Here is a 22,200-nt window from a genome sequence, read left to right on the forward strand (position 1 = left end):
TATTGTCCTGGTTCATAATACCCATTTACAACCTTGGAATCTGATACTTTTAACTGCCAGTTCTGAATTTTGCAAAAGCTAAAATTATTACCAGAATATATTAAATAAATCAAATTGTTTGCAAAGTCAGAAAATTTGATACATGTCCAAAAATTACATATTATTACATTTTTGCATCCTGCTCTTATTGCAATGTAAAATTCTATTTATCCAATCATTTTTTAATTAAAAAAACTGCTCCATAATACGTTGGAGCAGTCATGCCTCTTTAATAAATACGAACTGTAAAAACTTACGATTTGCCAATAGCTTCATTATACAAGGCTTTGGTAAATGTCCTTAGGAAGATATGCCTTTATATAAATCCCCTCTGGCTGGTAATCCTCCTCAAGCAGCTGTCCGTATTTTCTTATTATCTGGATTTTTCCCGCATCCTGATAGGAAAATACCCTCTCTATCAGGATTTTTCTCTCTCGTAAAATTTCTTCCAGAATCTCCTGTAAGGTATTAAGACCCGTACCTTCTCTTGCTGAAATCTTCACAGTTCTATCAGCTTTAAAATCTTTAATTATCATATCCGTTTCCAACAAATCCTGTTTATTGAAAGCCGTAATAATTGACTTCTCTGTAGTAACAGATGTAGCATATTTTGTATGAATGACCCCTAGATTAGCCAGAGTCTCATAAACAACATGCATTTGCTTATAGGCGGAAGGGTTGGAACTGTCGACAACATGAAGGATAATATCTGCATATTTTGCTTCCTCCAATGTACTACGAAAGGCCTCAATTAAATGATGGGGCAGCTTCCTTATAAAACCTACCGTATCTGTAAATAGCACCTGTTGTCCGTTTTGCAAAGTCAGGCTTCTGGTTGTCGGATCCAGCGTTGCAAATAACTTATCTTCTTCTAATACTCCGGCACTGGTCAGTCGGTTTAATAGCGTAGACTTTCCTGCATTGGTATAGCCAACTATCGCTATAACAGGTATCATTCCTTTGCTTCTTAATTCTCTTGTGGTTATTCTTGACTGCTTCACTTCTTTCAGCTCACGGTTAAGTTGAGAAATCCTGTCACGAATTAAACGTCTGTCCATCTCTAGTTTCTTCTCGCCGGGACCTCTGGTTCCGATTCCGCCGCCTAGCCTGGACATAGAATTACGCATACCGACAAGACGGGTAGCCCGGTATTTTAACTGCGCAAGTTCAACTTGTATCTTTCCTTCTTTGGTTACTGCGTGCTGAGCAAAAATGTCGAGTATTAATATAGTACGGTCCATAACCTTCGCCTGCAGGGAATCTTCCAGGTTCTTTAACTGAGCAGGAGAAAGCTCATCATCACAAATAACACCTGTAGCCTCTAATTCAGTCATTAAATCTCTTATCTCTTCAATTTTACCTTTGCCAATATATGTTCCTGGATGAACACTTTCTCTGTTCTGAATAACCTTCGCCACGGTAACTGCACCGGCAGTTTTCGCCAGTTCTTCTAGCTCTTCTATGGATTCCTGGGTGTCGTCACCATCGTTAACTGCAACACCAACTAAAATAAGGCGTTCTTCTTTTTCCTTTATTTCAAACATCTCACCCATGTAAATCCTCCTAATGCTACTGATTCTCTTTTTCTTTTACTGTACTATATTCCGCCTGTCTGGTCTCTAAGAACTTAAGTTCCTTTGCCGCTGCCTCATCCTCCGGATACTTGGCTGTATACTCCTTCAGAAGCTTATAAGCTGCCTCGAAGTTGCCTAAATGTTCATTGGCCGCTACTTCATTGCGTTGTAACGACTGTTGAATGGTTAAATCATTATATGCAAGCCCTTCTGTTATATAATTAAGTGCTTCTTTATACTTTCCCTGTTTCATAAGGCAAACTGCCAGCTGATTATAGACTGCTGCGGATTCTATAGTCGGTTCTTCATTGATATACTTAGTATAATTACTTATCGCATTTTCATACTCTTCTTGTTTTTCATAGATATTTCCAAGAAAAAAGTAAGCCGCATTAAACCCTTCTTCTAAGGCTTCACCAAATTCAGCTATAGCAATTTTATATTCACCCAGATAATAATTTACCTTTGCAATATTAAATTTGTCCTTCTGCGTAGTTCCTTTTATACTGGCCGCTTTATTTAAGACCGCTGTGGCACCATCGGTATCTTTATCCTCCGTCAGTAAAAAATATTTTCCAAAATAGTATTCATAGGTATTTGGAGCCAGCTCTATTGCCTTATTGTAGTCCTTTAGACTCTTTTCATACTCACCCTGTAATCTGTATATATCGGCTCTTTTATTATAGACTGCTGCCTCTTCTCCCTTTTCTTTCAATATATCCGTACAGGTTATAGCGGCCGCCTCAAAAAGCCCTGCCTTTTCCTGTGCTTCTGCTTTATAATATAAAATATCCAAATTCAGATTGGTTAATTCATCAATCGCCAGAGCTTTATTAAACTGTTCTACTGCTTCGGGATAGCGGTGTGATTTATATAATGCAATTCCCTTTCCACGGTAAGCAGCTTTATTGTTTTCATTGACTATAGCATTGTCCTTCTTTAAAATGGCTCTGTCAAAGTATGGAATTGCTGCATCGTATCTTCCAAGCTGTACCAATGTTAAACCATAATCAATATAATAATCTGCTCTATCTCCGTTTATTTCTAGCGCCTTTGATATACTGGCTTCTGCCTTTACATAGTCACCGCTATTAAAGTATCCGATACCGTCTTTATAATAGCTGCCTGCTGATTTTCCTCCGCAGCCACCTAATAACGCAGCTGTCAGAAGTATCATAGCTACACCTTTGACACGCTTCTTTCTCATGCTTACACCTTTGCTATTGCAGATAAGCCTGCAATACTGCCACAAATAAATAGAGTGAAAGAATTATATTGTGGCAGCCCTTCCTATTCTGAATTTTCTTTCACTCCTATATATCCATTCCTTTACATGCTTTCTGGTAATTCATATATATCTACAAAAGCATTATAAATCCTATAGTTATTATAGTTTGTAGAGGAAATAAATGCAAGCAATCTGTAAAAGAAAGGGCAGGGTTATTGGAATCTTACAGGATGGCGCAGTATAGTTTTTATTTTTTCAATATTCACCTTTCTGAAATCTTGCAGATAAATCTCATGATGTCTTCGTGTCATACCATCAGGGCAGACTGTCCCAATATCTTCATTTAATTTCTGCACCTGTACAAATTCATCTATCTTAGTTATTGTTTCGGCTTCTGAATCAAAGGAACCAATATGCATACATTGCACACATAAACCTTCCTCCATTACCTGAAATCTTGCTTTCTTAATGGGAAGGTGGGGTTTTTTCTCCCTGACCTCGTTACAGGCCCAATTAAAAACCTCCTCTGTTACAAACTCCGGTTGTCTTAGCATTGAAGTCCAGTTATACTTGTCTTTCTGTGAAAAGTCCATGTCTTTCGTATCATCAAGCCACCATAAGCCTTCTAATGGAGGCACCACATATTCAAAATATCCGGCCGGTTCCATTCCCTTTTTTGCACTCATCTTTATGGCATAGGATAAGGTATAGAGTAATTCAACTGCCTGCTGATAATCACCATTGGGAACATTAGGGTTACCCATGCCATCCACCATAATAAATTGCATAAGCGGTACTTGTATGAGAACAGGTTTCGTACCAGGCTGATATAAATCTTTATATTCTTTCTTATAATCAAGTTTTACCATATATTTAAAACCTCCTTTATTATAGAAGTTTAACACATAGAACCTGACATAAGCATGTCATATTAAGAAGCCAAACTATTTATTAAATTATGACCTGGGATGATTTTAGTATGTTTAGTGCAACTAATATTTTATTATAGTACCCAAAAATATCTTCCGGTACTTTTCTTATATTGCAAATAGGCTTCTCCAAAAACAGAAGGTAGATATTTTTCCTCTTCCAATATCTGTAGATGCAGCATAATTACTGCAAAACACATAACTGCAATCTGAAGGATACTTCCAAAACAAATTGTAAATCCTATATAAAATAAGTCAAAACCCAAGAATGCCGGATTTCTGCTAAGTTTATAAATCCCCTTTTGTACCAGAACCGTCTTTTGAGAGGCATCGATTCCTGCCCTCCAGTTATTTTTCATAGCAACCATAGCAATAATAAAGGTAGCTACTCCCAGAAAAGCCACAAGCAAGCCGATAACTCGTATTGTTGTCATTTGAAACAGATAGTATCTGCTGTCTATTAGAAAAACACTGGCAGCTTGTACAGCCGCCATACTATAAGTGGCTATTTTTAATATAATTTCAATACCCCTTGTTCGATTTGGTTTTTTCCCTTTCCCCATTCGGTCAGTATGAATTCCCTGAAAACGTAACAAAAACATCTTGCCAAAATAGCTCCCATAAAATAAAAGTATTACTAAAAATCCGTATAACTGAAATTGTTTCATATCCATTTCCTCCTTATTCCTGTATATGGCTGATGCCCTGTATTAAAATGTCTTTTACATGATTATCTGCCAGAGAGTAGTACACATTTTTTCCTTCTCTTCTAGAACTGACCAGGTATGCTTCTCTAAGTACCCTTAACTGATGCGATACTGCCGATTTTGTCATATCAAGTAAAACCGCCAAATCACATACACACATCTCGCGATGCATCAGTGCCCACATAATACGAGCTCTTGTACTATCAGAAAAAATCTGATAAAGTTTGGTCAGCCTCTTAATATCACTCACAGAAGGCATTTTAGCGGATACTTCAATAATGATATCCTCATGTATAGCTGTGCAATCACAAGTTTCAATTTTGATTTTCATATAATCTCCTATCTGTGTGCTCTAGAGCAGACGCAATTGCACTTGCACACGTTTATAGTATTATTTACTTAATTCAATTCGCTCTTCATTTTTACTATACTAATATTATAGTTGAATATTCCTTCAACTGTCAATCTGAATTTCAACTTTTTTCTTATGATATAATTTCAAAACCTATTCTACATATAGAAGCGAAAAAAGAGTGATGAAATCAAATAATTTCATCACTCAAAACATCTAAAACATCTTATGCAAAATAAACCGTTTTACCTGTTCTTCCTGCCTCATAAACAGCTTCTAAAATCCTGGTTACCACAAGTGCCTGTTCCGGTTTAACAACCAGTTCATCCCCTTTCATAACTGCATTATAAAAAGTACGCTGTTCTATATCGGATTCCGTCTCGGACTGCCCTTCAAAAAAGGCTACACCGCCGGAATCTAAATCTGGTTTTTCAACACATTGCTTATTGTAATGAACCCGATTAATGCGCAGACCTTCCTTCATATCCGCACCGGCATTTGTACCACATAAACTTACCTTTGCTTCATCAACCTCCAGAGTATTTAATGCCCAGGAGGCTTCCAGATGTATGGTAGCACCATTTTTCATTTTAATAAAAGCAAAAGCAGAATCTTCTACCATGAATTTTTCAGGGTTCCATTCACCGAAAGCATTTCCCTGCTCCTTTTGGTCAGCTAGTTTTCGATAGACCGAGCCCGTTACCGAGTCAATCTCATAATTATCCATCATCCATAAAGTTAAGTCAAGTGCATGTGTTCCAATATCAATTAATGGTCCTCCTCCTTGTTCTTCCTCGTTCAAAAATACGCCCCAAGTGGGAACAGCACGTCTGCGTACTGCATGCGCCCTTGCGTAATAGACCTCTCCTAAATCTCCGTTTACACAGGCCCTTTTAAGATAAGTGGAATCTAAGCGATATCTGTTCTGATAACCGATGGTTAAAATTTTGCCCGTCCTTCTGGCTGTTTCTACCATACGCTTTGCATCTTCATAGGTTTTTGCCATGGGTTTTTCACACATAACATGCGCTCCCGCTTCCATTGCCGCAATGGATATGGCAGCATGGGATTTGTTTGGTGTCAGTACATATACGGCGTCTAATTCTTCCTTAATAAGTTCTCTATAATCCGTATAAATTTTTGCTTTCGTGACACCATATTCTTCTTTTGCCTTTTCAGCTTTCTTACTATCTACATCACAAAAAGCTACTATTTCAAAATTACCGTTTCTTTTTATTGCCGGGAGATGTTTGCCATTTGCAATTCCGCCACAGCCTACAATACCTATTTTTAATTTCTCCATAGCGAATCCTTTCTGATTTATTTTTGGTAATTATGACTGGTTTCGACACTTTAATGACTGTTTTTAAATTCATATGCTATGTTTCAAACTCAATTACTTTATGCTCCCTGGAAGATTGAAATACCGCCTCCATCAGCCTCATTACACGGCTAATCTCTGCTAATTTTACTCTAACTTCCTCTCTTCCTTCCATCGCTGCCATAATATTGCGGTAGAAATCTTTGACATCACTTTTTACAAGCGGAAGTTCCTCTGCTTTGATTGTATCCTCCCTGCGGGGTGCCATAGTCTTCGTTAAGCCTGCTGCTGTACGAACCGGCACCACATCCTTATCATCCTTTCCCACTGCGCTGACAATTTTTCCGGACTCATTAAAATCTTTAATAACGGCTGTACCATCTACTCCAAGTACATACCATCTCGGAAGTGATACAAAATTATTGGTGCCTACTTCCACCAGCACCTCTATTCCGTTTTCAAAAGTAAGCCAGGCAGTAAAACCATCATCTACTAATTGATTGGTTACATTGGTCAGTGTTGCATAGACGTAATTTAATTTGGATTCTCCAAACATATATAATATCTGATCCAACAGGTGTACACCCCAGTCAAGTACCATGCCGCCGCCACGTTCCTTTTCCTGACGCCAGTCTCCGGGGATTCCTCTGGAACCCTGAACTCTTGATTCTATCCGAAATATCTCACCTAAACGTCCTTCCTCATACACCTTCTTTACCGTTAAAAAATCTTCATCCCAACGTCTGTTCTGATGTACTGTAAAAAGTCGTCCATATTTTCTTGATGCTTCTATCATGTCGTTTAAATCCATTGAATTCAATGCAACGGGCTTTTCACAAACCACATGCTTTCCTGCTGCCATGGCCTGCATTGCCAAAGATTTATGAACGTCATTTGGTGTAGCAATTAGTACCAACCCAATCTTAGGATCACTTAAGAGCGCAGGCAGGTTTGCGTAAGCCTTAATCTTTAAATCTCTGGCATAGGCCGACCGTTCCTCCTTTATGTCATAAATGCCTGCCACAGTCAGACCCTCAATGGAATCAATTAACTCCCTGTGCCAGTTGCCCATTCCTCCAAAGCCAACAATGCCAATCATAAATTCCTGCTGTGACATAAGTCTTCTCCTTATATGGTATAGGCTGTAATCATGCCCAATACATATTGCCCTGTTCCTCAAACAACAACACATTCTTCAAGCACTGGATAGCTTTTGTCAACCCCTCATTACCGGACATTAAGCTGTCTTCATGTTCAATACTGATTGCATAATCATAGCCGGACATTCTTAATTCAGAGATAATTGCTTTCCAGTACTCTTCTCCATGTCCGTAGCCAACAGTGCGAAATAACCAGGAGCGATTCCTTTCATCTCCATAATGAGTTGTGTCAAGTACTCCGTTCACGGCGCAATTTAGACTGTCAATCTTGGTATCCTTCGCATGAAAATGAAAGATTGCATTATGCTTTCCAAGTTCTCGTATACAAGTACAAGGATCCATTCCCTGCCAGATAAGGTGGCTTGGATCAAAGTTTGCTCCGATTTCAGGGCCTGCTGCTTCTCTTAAGCGAAGTAGTGTATTCGTGTTGTATACGCAGAATCCGGGATGTAATTCTAAAGCTATCTTATGTACTCCATGTGTTCTGGCAAATGCAGCTTTTTCTTGCCAGTAAGGAATTAAAACCTCATTCCATTGATAGTTAAGAATTGCACCAAAATCCTCCGGCCATGAGCAGGTAACCCAATTAGGCATTCTATCCTCTTTACTTCCCCCAGGACAGCCAGAAAAGGTGTTTACTACCTGAACTCCTAGTTTTTGTGCAAGAAGAATTGCCTTATTTAAATCTTCGTCAAACTTATCTGCTATCTCCTTTATCGGATGAAGCATATTGCCATGTGCACTTAAAGCACTGATTTCTAATTGGTTCTCTCTTAAAACTGTTTTAAATTTTTCGAATTCCTCCTCCTGATGTAACAGAATATCTGGATTACAGTGAGCCGTCCCAGGATAACCACCGCATCCTATTTCAATCATCTGTACACCATTTTGGTGTAGGAATTCGCAAGCCTTCTCAAAAGACATACTGCCGAGTACTACTGAAAATGTTCCTAATTTCATAACTTTCACCCATCGCAACCTTCTATAAATACTAAGGTTCTGCCACCAATACAAAAGAGTGTGTTTGGAAAATACTTCTGCCTGACCGGGTGCTTCACTTTTTGGATAGTAAAACTAGTGCAGTCATTTTACAAACATGCTCAAGGTTGAAAGAAATAAATGTGGCATCCTTTCTTTAACAGTATTTTCCTTCAACCCATCATCTTGTTTTTGAGATACATAAACTTCAAAGTCACTTATATGATATAATGTATCTTAGCCAAATGCTATGGATGTATTGCTGATTAGTCATACAATCTTGCTATTGTTTATACCTTCGAAGGAGAACACCCGTAGTATTTACGAAAAAGTCGTCCAAAGTTATTATAATCCTGAAATCCAACCAGAGCAGCTATTTGAGAAAGACTGATTTCATTTTGCTCTATAAGATAATAGGCTTTTTTAAGCCGTATTTCATTTATATAATTTAATGGGCTCTGTCCGATACTTTCCTTGAACAAATGACAAAAGCGGTATTCACTGATATGAATCAAGTCTGCCAGCTCCTTGTTGGTAACAGGCTCTGTATAATGTTCCTGAATATATTGTAAAACCGTATTTAACCGGCTTAAGTTCCAAATCCTTGAACGATTCTCTCTCTCTGACAGTCTTTCCGTAACATAATTGCGAAGCAGGTAGGATAGGAGCACATAAAGCTTTCCCTTCATAGCCAGCTTATAGCCGTGCTTTCGTTCCAGGTCCTCCTTGTAGACAGATAATAAAATATCTTTAATGACCCTATCTCCTTCCACAAGGGATTGAAAGATAACATTATAATTAGCGATTTCTTTAGAAAAGGCACTCATTTCAAATATAATTACCAGAGAGTCGAAGGTCTTCGTATTACTGCTGCCTTTGTGAAGTTCATTGCTGTTTATTATCACCAGACTGCCCTCTGTTACTTCTAATTGCTTCTGGTTACAAATAAAATTTCCTCTGCCGCTTAATATGTAATGAAGCTCCAGATGTTCATGCCAATGGGGCAGGCAATAGGTCCCCGGCATGCGAATCTGGTTTATAAACATCTGTACCGGAAACTCTTCGTCATTTATAATTTTCTTTTCATACAGACTTATATCATGCATTCTTAGCTCCCCTCTGCGACCTTTGGTGGCGTATAAACTTTGGCATTAAATATCCTTAATGAAACCTTTACGTCATGTGCCGCCTTAGTATTTTCCTTAAATTCCGCTGCTATTCTAATGCCATTTTACCATTGTAATTTCTGATTTCCAATGCTTTCATCCAAAACAAAATGAATATTTTATAAAATATCATTAATCAAAATTAAGAATACGTAAGAATTTCTTCATAGTATCCAAGCTTTTCCCATGTTATAATTTTAATATCATAGGAAAATCTTTGAATTTCTTAAGGATTAAACACTTCAGTGAGGATGCCACAAAGCGTTTGAAACTTATAACCCGGTAAACATATACGGTGAAGATAATGTGTTAAGAAATATTTTAGTTGTACATAAAGGAGGAATCGAATGAAGAAACCAGTAATAATCGGGCTTTTATCTCTGGCTTTACTTGGCGGCTATGAGACAGTCCATCTTCGGGCTGAAACTGTAGATGCAAAATCAGTCTCTACTGTCTCTGAACCGACAAAGCCGCCGGCAGATAATCCGTCTGATTCTAAAACTGCGCAGCCTGAGACCGAGGCCAACGATTTTGAATTCCACAAGAATACAAATGGTACGTTCATCTTAGCCAGTTATCATGGCACAGCTGCTGTAGTAACAATTCCTGCAACCTATAAAGGACAGAAGGTGGTATACATTTCTGACGGTGCCTTTGCTCAAAATGATATTTTGGAAGAAGTCGTTATTCCAGATGGAATTACAGCGATTGGTACAGGTGCCTTTGCTTCCTGTTCTAAATTAACTAAGGTAACTCTACCAAAAGGATTAACCAGAATCGAAAACGAAACTTTTTCTGACTGCGTAAAGCTTAAAATCATTCAATTACCGGACGCTTTAACCTCAATCGGAGAATCTGCATTTGATAATTGTGTGTCCTTAACCAGTCTTACTATTCCGGCTGCTTCTATCGAATACGGTGCTTTTAGAGATTGTATCGGTTTAACAGAGGTTACTTTTACAGCAAAGAAATTATCTATAGGCGCTTATGCTTTCTTAGACTGTTCCAGCCTAAAGAATCTAGCGTTTCCCCAAAGTCTGGTGTCTGGTACGATTAGTACCGGCGGTTTTGGAAACTGTACCGACTTAAAATCCGTTACCCTTCCGGACGGATTTAAGACAATCGGCCAAGGGGCATTTGCAGGCTCTATAAGATTAAGTACTATATACATACCGGATAGTGCCACTGAATTATCATATAATGCTTTTCATAATACCCAGTGGTATGATAACCAAATGAAAAAAAGCTCTTTATTGGTAATTAACCGGGTTCTAATTGACGCAAGCCAGGCAAAGGGTCATGTTATTATTCCTGAAACTGTTGTAAGAATCGAAAAGAATGCTTTTTTACTGAATAAGAACATTACTAAAGTCACCATGAATACGAATGTAACTGCCATAGCAAGCGATGCCTTTTTTGGTTGCAGCAACTTAAAGACTGTTGTTTTTAAAGAGGGGTTAACAAAAATGGGGCATAATGTTTTTGCCGGCTGTGACAGCCTTTCTAGTATTGTTCTTCCTGAAGGTCTCACTGCAATCGGCAACATGGTCTTTTACAATTGTAAAAACCTGAAAACTATTACTTTCCCAAAAAGCCTGACATCTATTGGTTATGACAGCTTTTATAAAACCGAATGGTTAACGGTGCAAAGAGAAGAGAATCCACTGGTTATTGTCAATTCTATTCTCATTGACGGAAAAACAAGTAAAGGCAGGGTTACCATTCCAAAAGGTGTTGTTACCATTTTAAATTCTTCTTTTAAGGGTAATACGAAAATTACAAAAATAACCATTCCTACCAGTGTAAAAACCATACAAAAGGGAGCCTTTTCCGGCTGTATAAACCTAAAGGAAGCAGTACTTCCCAAAAATGTAACTCAAATAGCACCGGAAGCCTTCCACTCACCCAGCAAAAAGTTAGTGATTTATACTACGAAGGGTTCTCAGGGTGAAGCCTATGCAAAAAGTAATAACTTAAAGTATAAATATCTTTAACTAAATGGTATAGGCTTTCTTTCTAAAGAGACACCTAAACCAACTGTTAAGATATTTGACATATTTCTTCCATGCGTTGTATCATATATCAAACCTATAAAAGATGCTGACGGGTAAACCGAACTCCTACCGGTTTACCCGCCTTTCTTTTGGAATTATTAAAACTGGTGTCTTAAGACCTGTATCTGCTTCTCTGTTAAAGAGCATATGGGCGAGTTACTATCCGACGTATTCTGGTTCTCTACAATCAATACTCTTCCCCTTCTGTCAAGTGTATGGGTATGCCAAACTCCCTGTTTTACATTATATAAGTGAAACGGTTTCATAGAAACGGCCGTTATATCTGATATTTCTTCCTCCATTCCCCCTGAAAACAGCGTACAGTTACCTTCGAGTAGTATAAACACCTCATCTGTCTCCAAATGCCTTTGCATAGTATTAATATTCTCTATTTCTAATTCCTCGCAATACTTTAGTATTGCCACCCTCCAGGTTTTAAAGTCAATCATCGGCTGGTAGCCCTCGCCTTCAAAGGAACTGATTTCAATATATTCCTGCCCCATATTTACCCTATGATGTATAAAACATCATGTGCTCCTTTCTCTTTATCATTTCTACATAGGATTAGAGAGTTTGGGCTTTTAACACCCTAGTCTATATTCCGAACGCTTCCACACAGTATATTTACATTGATAGTTTTACAAAAGCTCAACCACTACCTCATGTATTCCCTTCTCTGACAGCAATTGCAAATCCCTTCTCCTTATGACTCCATACTCTGTAAAGGAATAAAGTTCTCCATCAATCGTTATCTTTGCAATAGAATACTCTCCTGCCTCTTTTTCTGTCTTGTTGTTATATGTAACCTTCAAATGCCTTTCTGCGAACATACAAGTTACCCAGGCTTTTTTATCCTTATTAAATTGTTCTTTCCTAAGCTTAGGTTCCAAACTCAATTCTCCATATTTACCCTTTATACCAAATATTTCTGTTAATACTGTAATCAAAAGCCAACTGGCAGAACCGGTCAGATAGTGATACAATCCTCTTCCATTATCACCGATATATTCGGGTATACCCGGATATATCCGGCTTTTCTCAAAGTCAGAAAGATGATTATATAAGCTTTTTAATACCCGGTAGCCTTCTTTAATAAAATTTTTCTGATACAGAGCATTGGCATACATAACTGCCATGTGTGAGAAAACTGCACCATTTTCCTTACTGCCGTAAGCAAATCCAAACATTCTGCCTAAGTCTGTTTTAAGTTCCTTAAAATCTGTATTCAGCCGATAGCCGCCAATCTCCTCTTTATACAAATATTGGTCTGCTGCCTGCGTGATAGCCTTTATCTGCTCTTTGTCTGCTACACCTGACATAATAGCAAATACCTGTCCGGTTAACATCATTCGAACTCCCAGGTCAAACTCTCCTTCTACCGGATTGCCATTGTTATCGTAATAGCTGTTGTACCAGGAATAGGCCCTACTGTCTGTCAGCCATTCTTTTTCTCTGATATGTTCTTTTATAAAGCGAGCCTTCTCACGCAAATTCTTAGCTAATTGAGAGCAGGTTAGTATTGTTTTATCGCCTTTTACAGAATATCTGCAAGCCGTACAGTACTGTAATAACAGCTGCCGCTTTTTATTTATATCCTCATATACTCCCTCCTCTTGCGTAAGTAAAAGGGTGAGTTCTGAAAGCACTGAAACACTTTTTTTCCCTTCCAGTTCAAGTCTGTCAAGAAACCCTGCAAGTTGCTCTAAATTGTCCCCATACATTGCAGTAAAAGCAACACTTTCCCCTCTCTCTACTGCCATATCCAGAGCGTCATTCCAATCCGCTCCCCGCAACCTTATATGATTATGCTCTCCAACATCATAAAAGGCAGTAAGGTGCTGAACCAGCAAATGTTCCAAGATTGTTCCATAGTATTTAGTACCCTCAGCAGTCTTTATATGATTTCCATCCTCCGGTTTCCAAAACGGGTCTTTTTCTTCTCCTCTGCATACCTGAGGGTCTCTAAAATATGTAGTTTCTTTTAGTAATAGCATAATATCCCCGGTCTGCCCAATATAGAGGCTGGTGGTTAAAAACGGCCAAACACCGTGATCCATCCAAATTCTTGTGATATTATTCCGGTCAGCAATAAATTCTCCTGTTTTTGAACCTATAATAGTTGCATTACTACCGTCTATGCGAACACCTGCAAAGTTATCATAAAGCATTTCCTTTACACCTGTCGGATTCATCATCAACAAGGCTAAACAATCCTGCCATAAATCCCGCCAACCCCTGCCGCCTTTTCCATAGTCATGATGCGGAAGGAAGGAACAACCATAAATGCGTCTTAAGATGGGCTGAAAATTCACCCATCCCATCCAGGCATCAAAATTCTTATCATTAGTACCATAGCCTATATTAACCTTTTCTCTCCAATAGCGATTGGTTTGTTCAAATATTTCCCCGCAGTGCTCTTTTGAAAGATAAGGCCTTATCATAGAAAGCATCTGCTCTTTGCCTTCTCCAAAAGCCAGAATAATCTGATACGTTACTTCCTCCCCCGGCTTAAGGGTTACTTTTTTAAATCGTAAGCCGCCTAACGCTTCATAGCCGTTTTTCTTGTAACCGGCATTTACAGGCTTATATTTCTCTCCCCATAAGGCGCCTGGGTTCTCAAAGGAGCCTCCTTCCCCGATAAAATCTTCGACACAAGGATAGTAGCTCTCCGGTAATTTTCCATCCTCCATAGCTCCAAAAATACCGTACCATACCTTATTCTGTTTGTGCCCTCGTTCATCAAAGGTAAGGGTAGGGTTAACCAAAATCCCTTCCTTCACTGTTTCTATCCGGTGTAATAACGATGTTACATGCCTGTGGTCTCTGATATTATCCGCTGAACGACCATAGAGCGGAATAGCTGCAATGGGAGTGAGGGTTATACTATCCATCCCTGTATTCCTAAGCTTTACCTGCATTATTTCAACGGTATCCTCCGTAAACGGCACAAAGGATAAGGTTTCTGCCGTTAATCCGTATTTTACGGAGGTTCTGGTTACCTTCTGCCACATGTATCCTGCAACTAGTTCGGTCTCCTCTTTCTCTTTCGTGAAAAGTTCTGCTTCCTGTAGAGCGGATTTCCCCGTTACAGACCAGATTCCCATATCTTCTATTTGGCACCAAAAATTTCTGGATGCTTTATTATTATGTAAGTCTTCACTGCTTACAGGTGCGAGTAAATAGGTGTTCTGCCCCATTTTTAAATCTCCGCCCCCAACAGGTGTAATGCTTCCCATAACACCTGTTTCATTGGCAATAGGAAAATATAAATAACTGGTCAACTCCGGATTCTGTAACCGGAAAGTACCGTAACTATCTACAAATTCATAATCTCTCATATAAACTCCCATCTTCTTTAAACTTTATTTCCTTTTTGTCTTCCTACTTGTGCATTTTTCCGATACTCGGACGGCGAGACCCCTGCGGTCCCTTTGAATATTTTCATAAAATGTTTTTCATTTTCATATCCAACGAGGCTGCTGATTTCTATAATTTTTTTATCCGTATCTTCAAGAAGTTTTTTCGCCACATTAATCCGCAGAGCCTTTAAGTAATTAACAAAGTTCATACCGGTATACTGTTTAAACACATAAGAAAATAGGGAATAATTCATGGAAATATAATTCGAAACCACAGCCATATTCAAATCTTTATCATAATTCTCCTGAATGTATTTAATTGCTTTTTGTATCTTTTGTTTGTTTTTATAGTCGTCAAATTCTGTTAACAATTTTTCATTAATAGTTTCCACCCAGGAAAGAATCGCTTCGTAATAACAACCTGCGTTATCATATTCATAGACGTTTTGAAGACTAGTTATGTCTTCATCTTCGAAATTCAAAACATTCTTATAATTTATACAGATTTTTTCAACAATTTCCTTCATAACAGCAGAAAACTGATCTGGCTCTAGCTGTCCCTGCCTTGTTTTATACAAGATACGGCTTAAGAACTTACTGGCTTCTTCTAACTTATCCGTTCCGATTATCTGTACAAACTGGTCAATCATCTCTTCAGAAACAGTTTCCTTTAAATACTCCGCTTTTTTGTATTCAGAAATAGAATTACCGGTTGCAAATGCCTTCTTTCTTGCATACAATGCCTCTTCATAGGCTGCTTTAAGTTCTACGAGAGAATTATGGGTTTTGCTGACACCTACATAGTATTCCTTCAGCAGATTGCTTAAAATGTCATCCTTATGGTCTGCTCTTACAATGGAAACACTCTGCCCATTGATATCATCAAGGAATATGGCTTCCGATGACGGAGAAAGCCCCGAATCCTTGTAGTTGGTACAGCATACTACATATTCTTCTTTTAAAAAGCAATCCTTGAACTTACTCTCAATCGCCTTGATCTCCTCAGTTGTTATACTGGTATTTAACAACATGTACTTAAATTGCTGACACCCTATCTTTATTGTTTCATTAAGCTCTTTATTTTCTGTATTTATCTCTTCTTCTAATTTCATCAATATGCTATTAATCTTTTCTCTTTCAATGGGCTTTAACAAATATTCCTTTGCTCCATAACGTAAAAGTTCAACCGCATAAGCAAAGTCATCATAACCACTAATAACTACTACTTTAGGTATATAAGGAAGTTCCTGAATCTCTTTTACTAGAGTAATACCGTCCTTTTTTGGCATACGTATGTCCGTTATCATCACATCAATTCTGTTATCTTTTACAATCTCATATGCCTCTTCCCCATTTTTACAAAGGATAATTTCTTCAACAGGTACCAAGGAACGCTGAACAATAGACTGGATTCCCTGACGAATCATTTTTTCATCTTCAACAATCAAAAGCTTTTTCATAAAGTACCCCCCTAGTACTGTTATTACTAAACCAACGGAATTTTAACCATTACCTTTGTATAGCAGTCTTTTCTTGATGCTATACTAATCCCATATTCTTCACCAAAGCTGATTTTTATTCTGTCTTGAACATTTTTTAAACCAATCCCATTTCCAGAGCTGCCGGTAGCCTCTAATTCACCTTCTATTTTTTTTTGCAGTTTCACAATCTCCTCCTCCGTCATTCCTCTTCCTGCATCCGTTATCTCTATAACACAGTAATGCTCATATAAAACTCCCTTCATATATATACTTGTATCCTCTGCCAGTTCTTCAATACCATGATATATTGCATTCTCGATAATAGGCTGCAAGGACATCTTCGGAATCTGCTGCTCGTATATTTGCTCCGGCATATTTAAGCTAAGATATATCTCATAATCAAATCTTAAATTTATCAACGCAAGATAATTTTTAATGTAATCAATTTCTTCGCTTACTGTTACATTTTTAGATACCCATTTCATACTATAGCGCAATAGTTTTCCTAATGCTGTTACTGCATCTGAAATATCATATTTTTCTTCAACCTCTGCCATCATTTTGATGGATTCTAAAACATTATAAATAAAATGTGCATTGATTTGATTTTGCAACGCCCTGATTTCTGAATCCTTACCCAATAATTCTCTCTTTATATTATCCTCCATAAGCTGAGTTATACGGTTTAACATTTTGTTAATTTGCTGTCCCAATTCGCCGATTTCATCCGTTGAGGAATTCTTAATACGTATCTCTAAATCACCTTTTTGAACCTTACGTATAATATACATAATTTCATAAAACTGCTTTAATATGATTTTTACCATTTTATCTGAGAAAAACAAAAGAATGATTACAATGATTAAAAAACAGCCCCAAAATATATTTCGAAAGGTATTAACAGAGGAGTACTCCTCCTTTAAAGAGACAATACGAAACAAATTACCCTTTAATTCTTTCACCGCTTTAAAACAGACAATAACCGGTTCTCCATCCAGTACCATCTGTTCATAAGCTATATCCTCTAAATCTCTCGGTATCTTCTCTAACACTACATTGATATCATCAAACCATCGGCTTTTATTCTCCCAGTCAAAATAATAGTTTCCGTTTTCGTCCACAAAACAGGTCCATTCTGCTTGGTTGGATGAATATATTTGGGGAAACAACAGCTCCATGTTGGTAGACACTTCTATTATAGCAGTTCTATTGTCACTCATCTGCTTTTCTGTTACCAGTGCAACCAGATGCTGTTTTCTTATGGAAGAAAAGGAAGGAAAAAGTTCGTCTACATAATCAAATTGCCACGTACCAGAGGTAATGATGCTATCCTTTGCCCAGGATAATCTTTTGATTCGTTCCTTTTGATACAGTATGGGCATCATTTCGGGAATCCCTTTATAGTCAGCATATACTCTAACCTGATATAAATAGGGGTTGGAATTAACGATTTTTTCAAGTGATTTTATTTCTGTCTGATAAAAGCTTAACAGCTCCTCTGTCTGAAAATTTTCACCGTCACAAAACCGCTCAACATACTGCCAGAAATTCTGGCTGTTTAGCATGACCTGCGTAGACATTTGGCACATTTCTACATTCTTTTGGATTTGCTCATAATTCTGCGTAAAGTTAAGTTCTACATTTTTAATTTTTTCTTTAATCTGAGAATCTCTAACGTTATCGAAAAAAAAGATAGACAGTATAATTAATGGAAGTACAATGATTGCCATAATAAGAACTGTAAACTTATGACTTAATTTTAAAGAAGAAAAGAAATTCTTAATCTTTTTCATAAAACTCCCATCTGTGTGATTTTTTCAACTTAACTCCCATCCGTGTGCTTTATCACACATTAAATCTAGAGGCTGAAAAACGCTGCTATACCTGACTTATTTTTTCTACTTCTATTATAACTCACAGCTTTTAGAATAGAAACCGTATCCATTTATTTTCCTCTTATTACATTAAAATCAATGGCAGAACAAGCCCCATGACTTCCTGTCTTCCCTGACTGAAAGTCTTAATATTTCTTTCAACCGGTGCATAAGAAAATCATGGAGCTTACCTATTTCTCTAATCTATAGTATCTATTTGATACCCAGTTTTTGCTTTGCCTCATTCATAAGATTGGTTTTCGTCTCAAGTACATTATCTATACCCCAATCCTTACGTTTTTGCATAAACTCCGCCCAGATAGTATCAAATTCAGCCTCGTTATCTGCAAGTAAAAGTTTAGGAAGTACCACACCCCATTCATTATCTACCTTGGACTGAATATCCGCTTCTTTAGAACCGGCTTCTAATGTTATCTCATATGGGGAAGTTGTTATAATATATGGGTAAGTCCATCGTTCCATCTGCCCAAGAGGATTGGGCGTTTCCACTGCCCACTTTAATGCCATGGCATTGTCCTGGAACATCCAGTAAGCTGAATCGGCACCATATAATTTATCATACTCCGTTCTGTCTGTCGTAAGAAGCTCCTTGATTTCTGGCTTCATGGTCTCTACTCCATCTACATAATCCCAAGTTACACCTTCTACACCCAACCAGGTCATATGCTGTCCATGTTCACTCATAAGATAGGAGAATAACTGGATGGCGCGGTCAGGGCGGTCACAGTTTTTTGATATCATGGTAAGTGTCCAACCATTGATACCTGTTCCAGGTAATGTATAAGCATCGCCTTTACTGTTCTTAGGTCCGTCTACTGCCATATAAATGCTATTAGGGTCGTTGGCATACAGAATCTTTTGCTGTGACTGTAAGTCCGTTCTTTGGTACAACATACAAAAATAACGTCCTTGAGCAATCTTTTCCTCCATCTGCGCTCTTTTGTCAATGAAAATATCGTCTGCCAGATAACCTTCTTCTCCCAGCTCGCGGAAGGTTTTTAACCATCTTACCAACTCAGGGTCAGTAAATCTATCATTAAATTCACCATTCTTTTCATAGGGCACAGCTAAAAAATTACATAAATAATTGTCAAAAGAATTATTACCGTTGGTAGCAAATTCATGAGCACCTATTGGTATCAACGGCTGTCCGTTCACTTCCGGAAATTGCTCTTTTGCTGCCTTTACCGCTGCTTTAAAGCCTTCCGGCGTTGTCATATCCGGACTTCCGATTGCTTCATAGATGTCTTTTCGAACTAAAAAGGTCTGATTGGAGGAAATATTATCATATTTTTCATAATCAGAAGGAGAAAAAGAGGAGTTTGGATAACCATAAATATGACCGTCTTTTTGGGTAAACCATCCAATACGCCCATCATCCGCCACCTTAAACCAATAGGGGTCATATTGCTCTGCCAACTCATCCAACGGATACACAAGCCCGTCTTCAATAATATCCCCAACCTGTGGTTCATACCACCCTAAAGTAACCAAATCCGGAAGAGAATCGGAAGCTATTAAGGAATTTAACTTTTCAGCCTCATTACCTGCCGGAACTATAAACTTAATATTAACACCCGTTTCTTCTGAAATTGTTTTGGATACCAGATTTTCACCCCAAGGCGTTGTAAACCATGAAAAGTTAATGTACCAGGTTAAATCCACCTTATCCTCTGCATTCTGCTGCCAGCCCGGTAGAGCCTCACCCGTTTCACTAACCTCATCGCTTCCGGTTTCTGTCTTATCCTCCGGTGCCTTTGTTGCAGCACTATCTCCGCTGCTTTTAGTCTGCTTTGTTTCATTCCTGCTGCACCCCGCAGCACTCAAAGCCATAATCAGTACCATCACCAGTGCAAGAACCTTTTTAAAACTCTTTTTCATCATATACCCTCTCCATACATCCGTTTACAGATGTATTACTGCCACAAAAAAATGTGAAAGAAGTACTCTGTGGCATTCCTTTCTTTTATTATATTTTCTTTCACATGATAATCCTTAGTCACTATTCCTTAACTGCACCCACCATCATTCCTTTTACAAAATATTTCTGAAGAAAAGGATATACACAACATATAGGTAGCGTAGTAATAACCATAGCCGCCAGTTTTATTGATGTGGAAGTGGTATCCCCTGCCGTAATATTAGAAGCTGATATGGAACCGGCAACCTGATTTGACTGTACCTGGGCAACCATGCGGTACAAATATGTCTGGATAGGCTCTAAGTCAACTCGGTTTGTCATATACATCAAACCGCCAAAATAATCATTCCATTGCCCTACACCAGCAAACAGTGCAATCGTTGCGAGTACCGGCTTAGATAATGGTAAAATAACTTTGATAAAGATACGCCAATCATTCGCACCGTCTATTTTCGCTGATTCCTCCAAAGATGCCGGAATTTCTCGGAAGAAATTTATAAATATCAGCAGATTAAAGAAATTAAATGCAGCCGGTATTATATAAACTAAAAAATTATTTAAAAGATTCAGATTCTTAAATAACAAGAAGGTTGGAATCAAACCACCTGAGAAGAACATGGTTATGGTACCCATTGCCATATAAAACTTTCTTCCTGCCAGGTTCTGCTTTGATAAGGGGTACGCAACCATGGCCGTAAAAAATACATTTAGACCAGTGCCAAGAATGGTTTTACCTATTGTAATCTTAAATGCTCGAAGCACGCTGCTATCTTCAAAGACAGTCTTATAGTTCTCCACAGAAAATACTCTGGGCCACCAATAGATTCCTCCCATCATGGCATCCTTGGCATCGTTAAAAGAATTGACCAGTACATACCAGATTGGATAGACACACAAAAAGCAAATAATTAACATAATCAAAGTATTTATGGTATCAAAAAGTATGGTACCTTTCGAACGTTTTATTTTAGAGGTGGTTATTTTACTCATACGTTTGCCTCCTTAGTATAGTGACCTGCCCAGCAGCTTCTTACTGGATTTGTTCGCTATCAGCAACAGCATTAAGGCAATCACTGCTTTAAACAATCCGACGGCTGTAGCATAGGAGTATTTCCCCATAGTCATACCGACCTGATAGACATAGGTATCAATAACCTGGCTTCTGGATACATTTATTTGATTTTTTAGTATTAATATCTGATCAAAATTGGAATTAAGCAAACCGGATATCTGTAAGATTAGCATTAAAGCAATCGTGCCTGTAATTGACGGCAGCGTTATAAAAAGTATTTTTTGTAATTTACTCGCTCCGTCTACTGTCGCAGCTTCATAAATCTGCTGGTCTACACCAGATATGGCAGCCAAATATATAATTGCCGACCATCCAAGCTCTTTCCAGGTATCTGTAATTAGTGCCATTCCCCAAAAGTACTTTGGCTGTCCCAGAAAGGAAACAGGTTCTTTTAACAGACCGACAGTAACAAAAAAATCATTGATAACACCGTCCTTGGCTAGCCAGGTAGTTAATATCCCACCGAGTACTACCCATGACAAAAAATGAGGCAGATATGATATAGTCTGTGATATCTTCTTAAACCTTGTTCCCCGGATTTCATTAATCAATAAAGCAAAGATAATTGGCAGTGGAAAGCCAATAAAAAGTTTTAACAGACTGATTCCTAAGGTATTAATCATAATGTCCGAAAAATTGGAATCCTGAAAGAATTCTTTAAAATATTGTAATCCTACCCAAGGTGCATCCGCTATTGGTCTTGTAATTTTAAACTTTTTAAAAGCTATTACGATACCTCCCATGGGTACATAATTAAACAGCAGCATCCATATAATTCCCGGAATCACCATGAATTGCAGATACTTCTGATTCCACCATTTTTTTAAGGCATATTGCTTTTCTGGTCTTACAGTTTTTGCCATTGTTACACCCCATTTCATGCCACAAAACTAAAGAGTGAATGAATTAATACGTGGCATCCTTTCTTCTCATTCATTCCGTTCACACCTTTTGGTTCGGTAAT

At 38.1% G+C, this 22,200-nt stretch carries 17 protein-coding genes; 1 reads left to right on the plus strand and 16 read right to left on the minus strand.

Annotated elements, in window-relative coordinates; genetic code table 11:
• Positions 1–314: 314 nt before the first annotated feature.
• The 9 genes from hflX to acsn021_RS17435 all read right to left on the minus strand — a co-directional run bounded on the left by hflX (position 315) and on the right by acsn021_RS17435 (position 9,394).
• On the minus strand, positions 315–1,592 hold the full coding sequence (gene hflX / locus acsn021_RS17395; protein WP_184092298.1) for a GTPase HflX: 1,278 nt from the start codon (positions 1,590–1,592) through the stop codon (positions 315–317).
• A 16-nt stretch (positions 1,593–1,608) separates the two neighbouring features.
• Positions 1,609–2,820 carry a tetratricopeptide repeat protein gene (locus acsn021_RS17400; protein ID WP_184092299.1) on the minus strand — a complete coding sequence of 404 codons (1,212 nt, stop codon included), beginning with the start codon at positions 2,818–2,820 and terminating at the stop codon, positions 1,609–1,611.
• A gap of 233 nt (positions 2,821–3,053) precedes the next feature.
• Complete coding sequence (locus tag acsn021_RS17405) at positions 3,054–3,710, minus strand: GyrI-like domain-containing protein (protein ID WP_184092300.1); 657 nt, start codon at positions 3,708–3,710, stop codon at positions 3,054–3,056.
• 134 nt (positions 3,711–3,844) lie between these two features.
• Positions 3,845–4,438, minus strand: coding sequence for a methyltransferase family protein (locus acsn021_RS17410; protein ID WP_184092301.1), 594 nt, complete (start codon positions 4,436–4,438; stop codon positions 3,845–3,847).
• A gap of 13 nt (positions 4,439–4,451) precedes the next feature.
• Positions 4,452–4,808: an ArsR/SmtB family transcription factor gene (locus acsn021_RS17415; RefSeq protein WP_184092302.1), complete on the minus strand. Its 357-nt coding sequence runs from the start codon at positions 4,806–4,808 to the stop codon at positions 4,452–4,454.
• 247 nt (positions 4,809–5,055) lie between these two features.
• A complete protein-coding gene (locus acsn021_RS17420; RefSeq protein WP_184092303.1) occupies positions 5,056–6,132 on the minus strand; it encodes a Gfo/Idh/MocA family protein in 1,077 nt (358 codons plus the stop codon).
• Positions 6,133–6,208: 76 nt separating this feature from the next.
• Positions 6,209–7,267, minus strand: a complete 1,059-nt coding sequence (locus tag acsn021_RS17425; protein ID WP_184092304.1) for a Gfo/Idh/MocA family protein — start codon at positions 7,265–7,267, stop codon at positions 6,209–6,211.
• Positions 7,268–7,298: 31 nt separating this feature from the next.
• Positions 7,299–8,270: a sugar phosphate isomerase/epimerase family protein gene (locus acsn021_RS17430; protein WP_184092305.1), complete on the minus strand. Its 972-nt coding sequence runs from the start codon at positions 8,268–8,270 to the stop codon at positions 7,299–7,301.
• 308 nt (positions 8,271–8,578) lie between these two features.
• The gene (locus acsn021_RS17435; protein ID WP_184092306.1) at positions 8,579–9,394 is read right to left on the minus strand and encodes an AraC family transcriptional regulator; all 816 of its coding nucleotides are present in this window, start codon (positions 9,392–9,394) and stop codon (positions 8,579–8,581) included.
• Between the two features lie 407 nt (positions 9,395–9,801).
• On the opposite strand from acsn021_RS17435, the gene acsn021_RS17440 reads away from it, so the two are divergent.
• Positions 9,802–11,448 (plus strand): leucine-rich repeat domain-containing protein, encoded by a 1,647-nt coding sequence (locus acsn021_RS17440; RefSeq protein ID WP_184092307.1) that lies wholly within the window; start codon positions 9,802–9,804, stop codon positions 11,446–11,448.
• Between the two features lie 158 nt (positions 11,449–11,606).
• Here the strand turns inward: acsn021_RS17440 and acsn021_RS17445 are convergent, their stop codons facing one another.
• The 7 genes from acsn021_RS17445 to acsn021_RS17475 all read right to left on the minus strand — a co-directional run bounded on the left by acsn021_RS17445 (position 11,607) and on the right by acsn021_RS17475 (position 22,099).
• Complete coding sequence (locus acsn021_RS17445) at positions 11,607–12,011, minus strand: hypothetical protein (RefSeq protein ID WP_184092308.1); 405 nt, start codon at positions 12,009–12,011, stop codon at positions 11,607–11,609.
• 135 nt (positions 12,012–12,146) lie between these two features.
• A complete protein-coding gene (locus tag acsn021_RS17450; RefSeq protein WP_184092309.1) occupies positions 12,147–14,846 on the minus strand; it encodes a GH36-type glycosyl hydrolase domain-containing protein in 2,700 nt (899 codons plus the stop codon).
• 17 nt (positions 14,847–14,863) lie between these two features.
• Positions 14,864–16,327 carry a response regulator transcription factor gene (locus tag acsn021_RS17455; RefSeq protein WP_184092310.1) on the minus strand — a complete coding sequence of 488 codons (1,464 nt, stop codon included), beginning with the start codon at positions 16,325–16,327 and terminating at the stop codon, positions 14,864–14,866.
• A 26-nt stretch (positions 16,328–16,353) separates the two neighbouring features.
• Complete coding sequence (locus tag acsn021_RS17460) at positions 16,354–18,141, minus strand: sensor histidine kinase (protein ID WP_184092311.1); 1,788 nt, start codon at positions 18,139–18,141, stop codon at positions 16,354–16,356.
• 294 nt (positions 18,142–18,435) lie between these two features.
• Complete coding sequence (locus acsn021_RS17465) at positions 18,436–20,127, minus strand: type 2 periplasmic-binding domain-containing protein (RefSeq protein ID WP_243167830.1); 1,692 nt, start codon at positions 20,125–20,127, stop codon at positions 18,436–18,438.
• Positions 20,128–20,245: 118 nt separating this feature from the next.
• Entirely contained in the window at positions 20,246–21,154 is a 909-nt protein-coding gene (locus acsn021_RS17470; protein ID WP_184092312.1) for a carbohydrate ABC transporter permease, read from the minus strand.
• A gap of 12 nt (positions 21,155–21,166) precedes the next feature.
• Positions 21,167–22,099 carry an ABC transporter permease gene (locus tag acsn021_RS17475; RefSeq protein WP_243167831.1) on the minus strand — a complete coding sequence of 311 codons (933 nt, stop codon included), beginning with the start codon at positions 22,097–22,099 and terminating at the stop codon, positions 21,167–21,169.
• Between the last annotated feature and the right edge of the window lie 101 nt (positions 22,100–22,200).

It is taken from the genome of Anaerocolumna cellulosilytica, assembly GCF_014218335.1.
In the GTDB taxonomy this organism is placed as follows: Bacteria; Bacillota; Clostridia; order Lachnospirales; family Lachnospiraceae; genus Anaerocolumna; species Anaerocolumna cellulosilytica.